A 12141-nucleotide genomic window follows, 5' to 3' on the forward strand; every position below is an offset into this window, starting at 1 on the left:
ATGGCTGAAAAACGAGAATGCTTGGTAGTGGTTCGCGTTCGAGGAATAGTTGGTGTATCACCTGAAATGAAGAAAACTCTTGGAATCCTTCGCCTAAACCGAAACTGCCACATAACCCTTGTCGACAGCCGCCCCAGCTTCTCAGGTATGTTAAAGAAGGTTAGACACTTTGTTGCCTGGGGTGAAATAACAAAAGAGAATATACTTCTGCTACTCAGCAAGCGGGGGAAACTCGTTGGCAATAAAAAGCTTGACGAGGAGTATGCTCAGAAAGTTGGCTATAAAACTTTGGAAGAGTTAGCTGGGGCCATATGCGAACTGAAAGTCGATTTTCGACATTTACCAGACATCAAACCGGTTTTCAGAGCGCACCCTCCAAAAAAAGGATACAAAGGAAAAATAAAGAAGAGCTATGCTGCTGGCGGAGTTACTGGGTACCGTGGCAAGGCAATTAACAAACTTGTAGAAAACATGATTTGACAGAGAAAGATTTTATGGACGGTTTATCATCTATTTTAAAAAAAGCGTGGTTGAAAAATGCCTCACAAACTTCGAAAGACTCGGAAAAGCCGAGGTTCAAGAACAGTAGGATGGGGTAGGGTTGGTCAGCATCGCAAAGGCGGTCAAAAAGGCCATACGAAAGCAGGCCGGCATAAACACTTATGGTCCTACGTGCTGAGATATGAACCCGATTATTTTACCAAGAAAGGGTTCTACTCCCCAAACCGTAAGAAAGTCAATGTAGTAAACGTTGGGAAATTGGAAGAGTTGGCGCTGAAGCTTTCTACCGAAGAAGGCTTGGAGAAAAAAGAAGAGCTATCTTTTCTAGATTTAGACAAGTTGGGTTACAGCAAACTTTTGGGCATGGGCAACGTAACTAAACCTTTTTCAATAAAAGTCGCATCTCATTCAGAGTCCGCCGCCAAAAAGGTGGAAGAAGCAGGCGGCAGATTTATCACAGAAAAAATCAACCAGATACGTGCATAACTACTGTGAGAGGCTCAATAGCTTAAAGAAAAAATCGGAGGAAGGAAAAAATGGCGGGCAGATTTCTCGGAATTTTCAAACCCATGGCGAGATTCTTGCCGGAGGCGACACCGCCTAGAAAAAGAGTTGCGTTTAACCAGAAGCTGTTGTGGACCGCTCTAGCGCTAATTATCTACCTTATCATGGCTGAAATCCCGCTTTATGGCTTGCAGGCGGGAGAAAGCGGCTTTGAAATGAGTTATCTCAGAATCATATTTGCCTCTAACAGAGGGACACTACTGGAACTTGGCATAGGTCCAATAGTGACTGCGGGCTTGATCCTTCAGCTTTTAGCTGGTTCAGGAATGATAAATGTCGACATGTCCAACCCTGAAGACCGCGGGCTCTTCACAACTGCGAGCAAATTCTTTACAATACTACTCACAGGAGTTCAAGCGTCCGCTTACATAATCGGCGGCGTCTATGGTTCACTGCCAGTATCGATAAGCATCATCATCTTTCTCCAACTTATGTTTGCAGGGATAATAATCATGCTGCTAGACGAGATGATTCAAAAAGGTTGGGGAATAGGAAGCGGAATTAGCCTTTTCATTATGGCTGGAGTAGCCCAGAGAATATTGTGGGACAGCTTCGCTTTGACACCAGGACTAGCTGATCAAAAGAGTTACGGCGCCTTTCCAGCATTAGTGCAAACCATTACATCAGGTCAGCCAGTGTTTTCTTTTGCTCTAAAATATGTGCCATTCAATGCTACTTCTGGCACTGTTGCACACCTCATCCCAGCAATTGATAATGCTTTCATCAGATCTCAAAATCTGCCTGCACTACTGGGATTTTTCACAACAATTGTGGTGTTTCTTGTCGTTATATATGTGGAAGGCATCAGAGTAGAGCTACCTGTTTCCCATGCTGACTACAGAGGTTACCGCGGCAGATACCCCATCAAGCTTCTATATGTTTCCAACTTACCTGTAATCTTTACTTCCGCTCTGTTCGCCAACGTATACTTCTTTTCGCAGATTATCTGGCTCAACTTCAACCGAAACAACTCGAACTTTTTCTTCAATCTTCTAGGAACCTATTCAGCAGGGGCTGGGCAACAACCTCAACCTATAGGCGGCTTAGTTTACTATGTAATAGCGCCCCGTAGCATCCTAGATGTAACTTTGGATCCAATGAGAGCAATGGTTTTTGCTGCTTTTATGATAATATTTTGTGTAATCTTCTCACTCACTTGGCTTGAGGTAGGCGGCCTAGGCCCATCAACCGTTGCGAAACAATTGGTGGATTCAGGCATGCATATTCCAGGCTACAGAAGATCAGCTCGACCTATAGAGACCATGCTGAAACGCTATATCCCAGCAGTTACAGTTCTCGGAGGAATTGTTGTTGGCATTATCGCGGCCTTTGCAGACTTTTTCGGGGTTTTTGGGACAGGCATGGGCGTGCTGCTTTCTGTCGGCATTATTTATCAGTATTATCAACAGTTAATGCAGGAACGGGTTGCAGAGATGTATCCAGCATTCCGCCGCTTATTTGGAGGCTAAGAATGAAAATAGTTAAAAGCCTTGACAATAAACAAATTGGAATAATGAAGAAAAATTGAACTGGAGCAACAAAACATGTTTATAACCTTGTTCATAGATTGGCTATTAGCACCGCAAGCGCCAGCAGCAACAATTTTTATCACTATACTCTGCGTGTCTCTAACCTTTCTTACTTCCTTAGTTAACCGTTTACTTACAAATCCGGAAAAAATGCGTGCTTGGAGAAAGGAGATTAAGGATTGGACGAGCGAATTTAAGGAAGCTCAACGAAACAAAGACAAGAAAAAACTCGCTAAAGTGGAAAAACAAAAAGCCAAAATAATGAAGCTACAACAGAAAATGTCATGGCAGTCAATGAAAATATCACTGCTTTTCTTTGTTCCTTTTATTCTTATGTGGCAAGTGCTTTGGGGCATTTACCAAGGGCCTATTGCATTTCTTCCAGGTTTCGGACCACTTTCAATAGTTTATTGGTATCTTCTATGCTCCTTGTTCTTTAGCACTCTATTCTCTAGAATCTTTGGCGTCGGAATAGGAGCGGAATGAAGTGCCACGCCCTGCATTGAGAACGAGAAGTAAAAAGCGAAAATATCGTTCTTTACCTGGCGGACGCAACAAGGTACTATACAAAAAAGAAAAGACAAACAATCCAAGATGTTCTAATTGTGGACGCTATCTCACATTTCTACCCCACTCAACCTTGAAGATACGCAAGCTTCCTAAGTCCCAGAAAAGAATCAGCCGCATCTTCGGCGGACAACTCTGCCACATTTGCCTCCGCGACTTGCTGAAGCAAACATCACGAACACTTTGACACTGAAGGCGAGAAGCTGAAATGGCGACATCGTCTGACAATTCGAAAAAGGAGATTGCTCTGTGCATATCAGGGATGGCTGGATGCGGCAAAAGCACCGCAGCCAAAAAAATCGCTGAAAAATATGAGTTGCGCTATTTTTCAGGAGGCGATGCACTGAAAGCTTTGGCGTTAGAAGCAGGTTCCAAATCTGTCGATAGAGGGTGGTGGGAAAGCGAAGAAGGAATGAACTTCCTCAAGAAACGAACGGAGGATTCGTCCTTTGACAGAAAGGTTGACGAAAAATTGTTGGAATGGGCAAGGCAAGGAGATGTTGTTCTTGACAGCTGGACTATGCCATGGCTTCTAGAAACAGGCTTCAAAATCTGGTTGGAAGCATCGCCTAGAGAAAGGGCTCGGCGAATCGCACAACGAGACAAAATAAGCATTGAAAAAGCGTTTGCAGCTTTGAAGGAGAAAGACGCGAAAACCAAAGCTATCTACAAAAAACTCTACGGATTTGACCTTGGAGAAGATTTTTCTCCTTTCAACCTCATTCTAGACGTAAACGATCTAAGTTCAGATGAAGTTCTCAAAACACTAAGCCTCGTTATAGATCGTATGTTCCGTTAGAATCAACAGTGAAACTATAAATGTCAACTTCTTAAGCGGCAATATCCCCCGCACAATTTCCTTTTCACACTCATAGAAATCCACCCAGAAGTAAGGGGGGAGGGGGTAGGTGGCTAAGCTCCCTTAATTTTTTTTGGGGAGGTTCAAAGTATCCGCCAATGTAGAGTAGAAACTTAAACATGTCAGTCCGTGGTAAGGCGTTGACATTGAATTCAATCTCTAAAACTGTGCTGTTTCAAGAGTCTGGGTGTGGCATCTCACAGCACTAGTACAGCCAAATGTGCTCCGTGTACACATGAGAAACAAGTGCTAATGATGAAAAATGGGTACTGTTAAATATCAGTTGCTGCATCTCTTTCAAAACCAGCGGAGTGATCTCCAATGTCTGCAGTTGAAGTTGGGAGAATCTGTGTGAAAGTCGTCGGTAGAGAGGCGGGACGCAAATGCGTGATCGTAGACCTGATTGACAAGAACTTCGTCCTCTTAACTGGACCCAAAGAGGTTACAGGAATAAAGCGCAGAAGAGTCAACATAAATCACATAGAACCAACAGGAGAAAAAATTAAACTCGACCGAGGGGCAACCGACGAAGACGTGGCTCAAGCACTGGAAACGGCTGGGAAAACTGAAGAAATGGAAGAACTTGTCAAACCGAAGGCTTTTACTTAAGGTAACACATAGAAAAAAGGATTGTTCTTCTATGAACTCCGCGAAATGCAAGCATAAGAATAGTCTAGGGCTTCTTCGACCATAGACGTGCTTGAAAGCCTTCTCCGTCAGTACATGCATGCCTTTTACTGCTATCATAACACAGCTAGAGACTTGACTACTTATTCTTGGATTCCAATGCTTTTTTAAACTCTTTATTGATCTCTTCAACATACGTGTCAAGTGGCAAGAGGTCACGACTAACCGTGAGCAATGTCTCATCTGAAATCTGTCCATTGCGAACTAACTGACTCCCAGCTTCTCTAGCTGCTTTAACAACGTCATCGGCTGATGACCCACTTCGTAGCATATAGGAGAAGGCTGGTCCATGGGGTCTCAACAGTGCTCCTGCAAATGTTCTACTCATATTTTTACACAGAGCCTTCATATGTACTACTAGGGGATCGAAGTTATCCAGCTCCCAAAACCCACAGTTCGACACTAACACCAGTTTTCCTTTGTTTACATCTTCTCTTGGAGGGTGGCGACAATGGCCTTCACGAAGCTCAAACATAGGCTTTACTAGGGGAATCATTCGATCAATGAAGTTCTTCAAAGGTCCAGTGATTCCATCTACATAGACTGGTGTAGCGAATACGAGGATGTCTGCTTCTTGGAGTTTGGGATAGAGCTGTTGCATGTCATCTTGTTGATAGCATTCACCAGGATGCTTCAGCCAACAATTGAACTCTCCAGTGCAAGGTTTGATCTTTAAGTCTCTAGTGTAGAAAAGCTCGACTTTTGCTCCTGCTTCCTTCATTCCATCTAGGAAAGGATTAAGAATCAAGGATGTATGGCTTTTATCTTTCTTGGGGCTGGAATTAATTGCTAATACATTCATCATTTACTCAGCTCTGTAATTGAGAAGGGTATGCATGGTTAGGCATTTAGATAAATCTTTCACAAGGCTGGGTCGATCTACTGAATAGGTTCGAGATGAAAGATTTTCCATTGCAGTCAGTTCTTCAATGGCTTTTTTATGCCAGCTATTGACCTGGGGATCGATCCTTCAAGGTGTAGACTTTGATGAAAATCGTATATCAAGTATGTGGAATATCCGGTTACCTTCAGCATATTGGCACGCATGCATTGGCTTTATTCGATTCTTCTAAGTTCAAAGATTACCGGTCTCAGTCCGTCGGTGCAGCAGGATACTGAGGTTCCTTCTTCTTTCATCCAGGGAAAGTTTCCACCGAACATTAATGTGACTACCTTTTTGTGTATGTCGTTCCAAGCCCAATGGCAGAATCCTTCTGGCATTTCACCATCTTCGCCAACAATGAACTCTTGGCCTTCCTTGAACACCCTGCATGCTTCAATTGACTGCCCCATCGGAGGGTTATCACCGAAAATCTGGGTTGAATCTGTCTTTTTCACTACTGTAATCTTCACTCTGCTGCTTTCTACCATAAGACCACCGCCGTTACTTCTCCTGCCAGATTTATTAATCTTGATCTGGCGCTACACTTTTTCATCTAGACATGCATGCTTCTTCTTAATCGGAAAATTCTTCAGCACAATCGTAGGATTTGTAAAAGCTCGACGTCAAATCATAAGCGAAGGCGTCGAGTCAGTCGTTCATTATGCTTCGGAGAAGGATAAGTCTTCCAAACAAAAATAATTCCCCTCTTTTTATAACACTCATACGAAAAGGCTCATTCTAAAGCTCTTTCTTCATGACCAAGGCGTCTTCAGTTAGATAATATTGGTTTTTCCGTCCGGTCTCTTTAAACCCCATCTTGAGATAGAATCTCTTCGCTATCGAATTGGACGCACGAACCTCCAGCCAGATTTCTTGCACGCTTTCCTTCCGCAGACATCTGATACTAGCGTCCACCAACGTTTTACCCACCCTATAACGTCTATGCTTTGGATCTACCGCTATATTCAGCAGGTGTCCACGTTTTATTAACCGTAGCTTTAGAAGATCCATAGTCTTCATCACCTCTACTATAACATAACCTACGACTTTCGCATTCCTGACCGCCACATGAAATCTACTGCCATCTCGTTGATGGGCAAGCTCAAATTCACTTCTCGACCAAGGGTCGTTAAACGATCTTCGCTCAATATTTTCGATACTATCCAGATCAGACCTTTCAAAGGGTCTAATTGTAGTTTCCATAGATGAGGGAAATGTTTGATTTTTCTCCATACCCTCTTACGTAAGCGTGGTTTTCGATTAATCTTTGCGTGTTTGCATGCATGCAACGAGAAATGCAATGGTTGTGCTTTTCTATGTTAGCAGTGGAGATGTCTCCCGCACAACCCCATTTTTAGGGTCTTGTATTCATCGAAATAGAACTTTCTTCCAAAAATGCTAATACTCTCTAAGACATATTCTGTTTTTTGAAGGAGGAAACTAATGCAAGGAATTAATGCACCGTGGAAAATCAAAAGGAAGCTGCTAGTTAAGGCTGAAGAAAAAACTGATGCCCAATATGGTTGCAGGCCTGAAGAACGTCCTATCAAAGACTATGTCCGGCTTGGAGTAATAAACTTGGATAAAACATCTGGGCCGTCCAGCCACGAAGTTGCAGCTTGGGTTAAGCGTATCTTAAACATCGGACATGCTGGTCACGGTGGGACCCTAGGGGCTTCCGTTTAGCAAGCCAGGGAAATCCCAAGGTGACTGGTGTTCTGCCTGTTGCTTTAGTGGAATCCACAAAGGTGGTTCAAGCGCTTCTTTTAAGTGGCAAAGAATACATCTGTGTAATGCGGCTCCACCATTCAATGCCAGAAGAAAAAGTAAAGACTGTTCTAAATGAGTTCCAAGGAAGAATCTTTCAGAGACCTCCGGTGCGGTCTTCTGTGAAGCGAAGGCTGCGGGTAAGAACGATTTACTACCTGGATTTTTTGGAAATGAGAGAGAAACACGTTCTTTTCAGAGTAGGATGTGAAAGCGGCACCTACATTCGCAAACTTTGTTTCGATGTAGGGGAGGTTCTCGGATGTGGCGCGCACATGCAAGAGCTTCGCCGGACTCGTGCTGGGCCTTTCACTGAAAGCGAGGGGCTCGTGACACTATACGACCTGTTATATTATGTTTCCGAAAGCCAAGAAACTGGTAACGAAGAGAGTCTTAAAGAAATTATCTATCCGATGGAGAAGGCTCTAGAACTCCTTCCTAAAATTTTCATACGTGATTCTGCAGTGGCTGCTGTTTGTCATGGGGCTTATGTAACTGCACCTGGAGTTCTGTCTATAGAAACTGGGATAAAGAAGAAGGATGGAGTAGTTATTTTCACTCAGAAAGGCGAGGCAGTCGCTTTCGCGAGGGCATTGGCTTCGTCGGAGCGAATTCTAAATATGGATCACGGGTTTGTGGCCAAGACAGTTAGGGTTTTAATGGATAGAAATGTTTATCCAAAGATGTGGAGCATGAGCAGCAGTACTTAGTTTCAATTAAGATGTGGCTTTCAAACATTTTATTAGCTTTGTCAAGGCTACACTCTTTACTAAGGGCGGATAGCTTTTTGGAAAAAGAGCGGAAGTATCACAGGAAAAGTGCGTTTACAAATGGTTTAGCAGTAGGTTTTGGCATCGGCTGCTTCGCCACGTTTGCTGCTTTACTGATTACCGCCCTATATTATACTCAAATGGGCAGTCAAACCTTTGAACAGGCATTATCAAGTTTTTCCCTTCCGCTCACCTACTTTTTCGTGTTAGGCATCCTCTTCCTAATTATCGGTCTCATCTGGGAACGCCACGAAAAACAACTTAAACTATAACAACCTACGATATCGCTTCTAGTCTCTTGTCAAAAGTTGGGAGAGGCAGCTCTAAATGAAGCGCGAACGTAGCGAGGATGAACACTATTATACCAAACAACCCAAATCGAAGCCTCAACTTGGATTAATACGCACCCACCTTCGCGGGCACTTCTTTGAGTTCTTAACGTCTTCAAGTGTCTTTTCAAAGAGACGTATCGATTTGGGAACACGGCTTTTAATTGAGTCAATGATTTTACCGAAAAAAGGATACGTGTTGGATTTGGGTTGTGGCTATGGCCCGGTTGGGATAACAGCTGCCATGTTCAATCCCGATTTACATGTGATCATGACTGATGTGAATGAACGGGCAATATGGTTGGCCAAAGAAAACGCAAAACGTAATAGAGTAGGTAATGTTGAGATTCGCCGCGGATTTCTCTACGAACCAGTAGAAAATGTGAAGTTTCGCGTCGTTCTGTGCAATCCTCCAGTAAGCGCAGGAATGCAAATAGTATCACCTATAATCACAGATGCCCCCAAACATCTGCGGGAAGATGCAGCGTTTCAGATGGTTGTAAGGTCAAAGATTGGAGGAAAACGCCTTCTAAACGAATTAAGAAAAACTTTCGGCAATGTAGAGGTTCTGGCGAGAAAAAGCGGTTACAGAGTGCTTCTCTCCAAAAAGCCTTAAAATGGTGAGGATGCTTATTTCACAGCTTAGTGCCGGGGTCTCCTAGAGCATAACAGACAACTGTTATGCGGGGAGCCAGGTATGGAGCAGATCTGTATAATACAGAGCCTAAGCCTGGAAATGGCTACTTGAAAGCCTGTGGTCCCTTGGGCCACGTGGGTTCGAATCCCACCCCCGGCGCCAGAATTTCTCAGTGTAACCACTGCTTTCTTTCAACGTATATGACCTTTTCTTCAGGTCTTGAGGTGTGTACCAAATGTTGAATTCCAAAATCTTAAAGATAAAAATCCATTGTTTTAGAAGGTTTTAAATTGGAATGCCGATTTGTAGTTTAGGAGAAGTGATTGGATGACTGAATCTACAGAGGAAAAGCCAGCTGATCAACCATCTGAGAAACTACCCATCTCAGAATTTTACAAAGTAGTTGATTACCTGACAATCTTTAAAAGCGATAAATGGTGGGAAGCAATTGTGGCCATTGAATCTTTTGGTAGACGTTCCATCGCCATGTACATGTGGGAATTTAGAGATGGGAAGTGGAAGAGAAAGCACAAGTTTAGCATTAGAAGCGTGGATGAGTGGAACAAAGTAAAAGATTCCGTTGAGAAACTTTTGCCGAAAATCTCAAAAGAGAAATAGCGTTACTTTGTTTTCTTTTGTTTGGCTTTATAAGTGAATTAGTTGTAACCTAACATTTTGCGATATATTTACATGTTATGATGAAAACCTTTAGTTTAGCCTTTTCTGTCAAATATAGCAAGTATCTTGGCTCTTTTTATCAAAGTTTGCCTATTTAAAGGTTATTTTGAGTTTTAACGTTAACTAGGATGCGGTGTAAGTGATTGATTTCGTGGAAGTATTCATTGGAGAAAATAGATGGCGAATTAGAGCTTGCAAAGAAAAAGAAACAAGCTTTGGAGAAATTGTTTGAAGCAGGAAAAGTTTCGCAGCCAACTTACGACTCGTTTAGCAATGAAGTTGCTGAGGCCATAGCTGAGATCGAGGCAAAACAGATTTCCTTGGGGGAAAAGATGAAGACAAAGATAAGTGAACTGGAGCAGCAGCTGAAAACGTTGGAGTTCCTACTTGTAAACTCTGAAATTCGTCACGTTTCCGGAGAAATTGAAGAAGAGGCATACAACCGTGAATGCAACGTGCTTTCATTGGGATTGGAGACAACAAGGCAAGAACTCGACGAAATTAAAGAAGCAATCTCTGACCTTAGCGAACAAAACATAGGTCTTTCACCCCCCCCGCCGCTTCAAGTTGAAGAAGCAGAAGCAGCTCCTGTTGAACCAGAAACTGAGGAGCGACTTGAGATAGTTATGGACACCGAGACAACAACTTCGATAGAGACAGCCTTAGAGGAACAACCAACAATCCAAGAAGAAACCGAAGCGGTGCCGGTGGAAACAGTTTCGGAACAAGAAGAGCATGTAGAACCTCCAGTGGAGGAGGCCCAAGAGTCCTTTCGAAACGAAGAGACCCCCTTATCAGAAGAAGCAGAGACATCAGAGACTCTGGAAGACACGCAAGAAACCCAAGAGGAAGTCTCGCAAGAAGTCCCGGACGAAGAGGAGACGGAGCAAGCGCAAGAATAAGCGTTAAGAAAACGCTTCAATCCTTCTTTTTCATTTTACCAGTTTACTTCCTAGCTACTGATGTTTTTTATAGTTGTACGTTTTGATATTGAAAAAGAAGTGTGATTGTTGCGTGTTGGAATAGCTTTTCACGACAAGTATCGAAAGTATGACTTTGGACCTGGGCATCCCTTTAGAGGCGACCGTTTTGACAACGCTATGAAGCTTTTTAAAGAAAAGGGACTACTAAGTTTGCCTAACGTCAGCATTTTAAAACCTCAAATCGCTATGTTGAAAGATTTGTTGCGGGTTCACGACAAAAGCTACGTTGACTTGATTTTCGACTTTGCAAAAAAAAGTAGACCTTATGACCTTGACACGCCTTTATCGCCCAGCATACTTGAAGCAGCACTGCATATTATGGGTGGAGCGTTGAAAATTGGAAAGTCTCTTTATGGCGGAGAGATCGAACGCGGAGTTTCACTTGGTGGTGGGCTTCATCATGCGGGCAATAACTTCGGTGGTGGATTCTGCATCTTCAACGATGTCGCCATACTGGCTAGGTATCTTCAGGAGAAGCATGGGGTTAAACGTGTTTTGATTTTGGATTATGATGTGCACGCTGGAAACGGCACCAGTGACGTTTTCTATTCTGACCCTTCGGTACTGTTTATTTCAGTGCATCAAGACCCGAAAACTCTTTTTCCAGGCACTGGTTTTGTCGGTCAGATTGGTAGGGGTGAGGGCGAGGGGTTTAATGTTAATGTGCCTTTGCCGCCTGGAACTGGTAATGTGACGTATTTCTTTGTGTTAAGGGAGATTTTTGTTCCTCTTGCTAAGGAGTTCAAGCCTGATGTTGTTCTGGCGAATGGTGGGAGTGATCCGCATTTTGCTGACATTCTTGGTAGTTTGGGTTTGACTGTGAAGGGTTTTTTTGACTTGTCGAGGCTTGTTGTGGATGTGGCTGAAGAGGTTTGTGGGGGTAAAGTTGTTTTGTTGGTGGGTAGTGGTTACAATCCTCGAGTTTTGCCTCTCTGTTGGTATGCTCTTGCGGCGGGGGTTGCAGGTGTGGAAAGGATAGAGGTGACTGATCCTTCTGAGCCGCCAGTTGAGCCTCCTTGGTGTCATGAGCGTGTTGAGGCCACGGTGAAAGAGTTGAGGCAGATTCTAAAAAAATATTGGAGATGTTTCAGGTAGGCAAAAAATGATGGATATTCAACAGATTCGTGAGAAGTTCCCAGTGACGCAGAGTAAGGTGTTTTTGAATCACTCTGCTTACTCGCCTCTTCCGCAGCCTGTGGTGGATGTGATGAGGAAGTATAATGAGGACCTTTGTCGCTTTGAGATTGACGATTCCAAGTATAGTCTTGGGCAAGAGTTTTTTGCGAAGCTTGTAGGTGCTGAAAAAGGTGAGATTGCTTTGGTTCCGAATACTTCTACGGGGTTGAATATAGTTGCGAACATGCTTGAATATCCGAGAGGGGCTAAT

16 protein-coding genes, 1 tRNA gene and 1 pseudogene are annotated in these 12141 nt (G+C 43.3%); 15 read left to right on the plus strand and 3 right to left on the minus strand.

Annotated features, from left to right (window positions below; translation table 11 throughout):
- The 7 genes from KAU88_08965 to KAU88_08995 all read left to right on the plus strand — a co-directional run bounded on the left by KAU88_08965 (position 1) and on the right by KAU88_08995 (position 4629).
- Positions 1-480 carry a 50S ribosomal protein L30 gene (locus KAU88_08965; GenBank protein MCK4478638.1) on the plus strand — a complete coding sequence of 160 codons (480 nt, stop codon included), beginning with the start codon at positions 1-3 and terminating at the stop codon, positions 478-480.
- Between the two features lie 57 nt (positions 481-537).
- A complete protein-coding gene (locus KAU88_08970; GenBank protein MCK4478639.1) occupies positions 538-987 on the plus strand; it encodes an uL15 family ribosomal protein in 450 nt (149 codons plus the stop codon).
- A gap of 50 nt (positions 988-1037) precedes the next feature.
- Positions 1038-2534, plus strand: coding sequence for a preprotein translocase subunit SecY (secY, locus tag KAU88_08975; protein ID MCK4478640.1), 1497 nt, complete (start codon positions 1038-1040; stop codon positions 2532-2534).
- 75 nt (positions 2535-2609) lie between these two features.
- Positions 2610-3080, plus strand: a complete 471-nt coding sequence (locus KAU88_08980) for a DUF106 domain-containing protein (protein MCK4478641.1) — start codon at positions 2610-2612, stop codon at positions 3078-3080.
- 1 nt (position 3081) lies between these two features.
- Positions 3082-3348 carry a 50S ribosomal protein L34e gene (locus KAU88_08985; protein ID MCK4478642.1) on the plus strand — a complete coding sequence of 89 codons (267 nt, stop codon included), beginning with the start codon at positions 3082-3084 and terminating at the stop codon, positions 3346-3348.
- 21 nt (positions 3349-3369) lie between these two features.
- Complete coding sequence (locus KAU88_08990; protein MCK4478643.1) at positions 3370-3960, plus strand: cytidylate kinase family protein; 591 nt, start codon at positions 3370-3372, stop codon at positions 3958-3960.
- A gap of 381 nt (positions 3961-4341) precedes the next feature.
- Entirely contained in the window at positions 4342-4629 is a 288-nt protein-coding gene (locus KAU88_08995; protein ID MCK4478644.1) for a 50S ribosomal protein L14e, read from the plus strand.
- Positions 4630-4786: 157 nt separating this feature from the next.
- On the opposite strand, the gene KAU88_09000 is transcribed toward KAU88_08995, so the two are convergent.
- The 3 genes from KAU88_09000 to rimI form a co-directional block, all read right to left on the minus strand.
- Entirely contained in the window at positions 4787-5509 is a 723-nt protein-coding gene (locus KAU88_09000; GenBank protein ID MCK4478645.1) for a flavodoxin family protein, read from the minus strand.
- A gap of 254 nt (positions 5510-5763) precedes the next feature.
- A complete protein-coding gene (locus tag KAU88_09005; GenBank protein ID MCK4478646.1) occupies positions 5764-6078 on the minus strand; it encodes a TIGR04076 family protein in 315 nt (104 codons plus the stop codon).
- 250 nt (positions 6079-6328) lie between these two features.
- Positions 6329-6823, minus strand: a complete 495-nt coding sequence (rimI, locus tag KAU88_09010) for a ribosomal protein S18-alanine N-acetyltransferase (GenBank protein ID MCK4478647.1) — start codon at positions 6821-6823, stop codon at positions 6329-6331.
- Positions 6824-7033: 210 nt separating this feature from the next.
- On the opposite strand from rimI, the pseudogene KAU88_09015 reads away from it, so the two are divergent.
- The 8 genes and pseudogenes from KAU88_09015 to KAU88_09050 form a co-directional block, all read left to right on the plus strand.
- A pseudogene (locus KAU88_09015) lies at positions 7034-8067 on the plus strand (RNA-guided pseudouridylation complex pseudouridine synthase subunit Cbf5).
- A 77-nt stretch (positions 8068-8144) separates the two neighbouring features.
- Positions 8145-8399 (plus strand): hypothetical protein, encoded by a 255-nt coding sequence (locus tag KAU88_09020; GenBank protein ID MCK4478648.1) that lies wholly within the window; start codon positions 8145-8147, stop codon positions 8397-8399.
- Between the two features lie 55 nt (positions 8400-8454).
- Positions 8455-9072 (plus strand): class I SAM-dependent methyltransferase, encoded by a 618-nt coding sequence (locus tag KAU88_09025; protein MCK4478649.1) that lies wholly within the window; start codon positions 8455-8457, stop codon positions 9070-9072.
- A gap of 31 nt (positions 9073-9103) precedes the next feature.
- Positions 9104-9255, plus strand: a tRNA-Ser gene (locus tag KAU88_09030).
- A 165-nt stretch (positions 9256-9420) separates the two neighbouring features.
- The gene (locus tag KAU88_09035; protein ID MCK4478650.1) at positions 9421-9711 is read left to right on the plus strand and encodes a hypothetical protein; all 291 of its coding nucleotides are present in this window, start codon (positions 9421-9423) and stop codon (positions 9709-9711) included.
- A 203-nt stretch (positions 9712-9914) separates the two neighbouring features.
- Positions 9915-10673, plus strand: a complete 759-nt coding sequence (locus tag KAU88_09040) for a CdvA-like protein (GenBank protein MCK4478651.1) — start codon at positions 9915-9917, stop codon at positions 10671-10673.
- 108 nt (positions 10674-10781) lie between these two features.
- Positions 10782-11849, plus strand: a complete 1068-nt coding sequence (locus KAU88_09045) for a hypothetical protein (GenBank protein ID MCK4478652.1) — start codon at positions 10782-10784, stop codon at positions 11847-11849.
- A 7-nt stretch (positions 11850-11856) separates the two neighbouring features.
- Positions 11857-12141 (plus strand): hypothetical protein (locus tag KAU88_09050; protein MCK4478653.1); only part of this gene is annotated, 285 nt, incomplete at its 3' end.

The organism is Candidatus Bathyarchaeota archaeon, from assembly GCA_023131225.1.
Taxonomy (GTDB): Archaea; Thermoproteota; Bathyarchaeia; order Bathyarchaeales; family SOJC01; genus JAGLZW01.

What these genes read in the sequence shown, in the direction of transcription:
- KAU88_08965 (MCK4478638.1), top strand. Translation starts at nt 1, where the DNA reads ATGGCTGAAAAACGAGAATGCTTGGTAGTGGTTCGCGTTCGAGGAATA.
- KAU88_08990 (MCK4478643.1), top strand. Translation starts at nt 3,370, where the DNA reads ATGGCGACATCGTCTGACAATTCGAAAAAGGAGATTGCTCTGTGCATA.
- KAU88_08980 (MCK4478641.1), top strand. Translation starts at nt 2,610, where the DNA reads ATGTTTATAACCTTGTTCATAGATTGGCTATTAGCACCGCAAGCGCCA.
- rimI (MCK4478647.1), bottom strand. Translation starts at nt 6,823, where the DNA reads ATGGAGAAAAATCAAACATTTCCCTCATCTATGGAAACTACAATTAGA.
- KAU88_09005 (MCK4478646.1), bottom strand. Translation starts at nt 6,078, where the DNA reads ATGGTAGAAAGCAGCAGAGTGAAGATTACAGTAGTGAAAAAGACAGAT.
- KAU88_08970 (MCK4478639.1), top strand. Translation starts at nt 538, where the DNA reads ATGCCTCACAAACTTCGAAAGACTCGGAAAAGCCGAGGTTCAAGAACA.
- KAU88_08995 (MCK4478644.1), top strand. Translation starts at nt 4,342, where the DNA reads ATGTCTGCAGTTGAAGTTGGGAGAATCTGTGTGAAAGTCGTCGGTAGA.
- KAU88_09035 (MCK4478650.1), top strand. Translation starts at nt 9,421, where the DNA reads ATGACTGAATCTACAGAGGAAAAGCCAGCTGATCAACCATCTGAGAAA.
- KAU88_09000 (MCK4478645.1), bottom strand. Translation starts at nt 5,509, where the DNA reads ATGAATGTATTAGCAATTAATTCCAGCCCCAAGAAAGATAAAAGCCAT.
- KAU88_09025 (MCK4478649.1), top strand. Translation starts at nt 8,455, where the DNA reads ATGAAGCGCGAACGTAGCGAGGATGAACACTATTATACCAAACAACCC.
- secY (MCK4478640.1), top strand. Translation starts at nt 1,038, where the DNA reads ATGGCGGGCAGATTTCTCGGAATTTTCAAACCCATGGCGAGATTCTTG.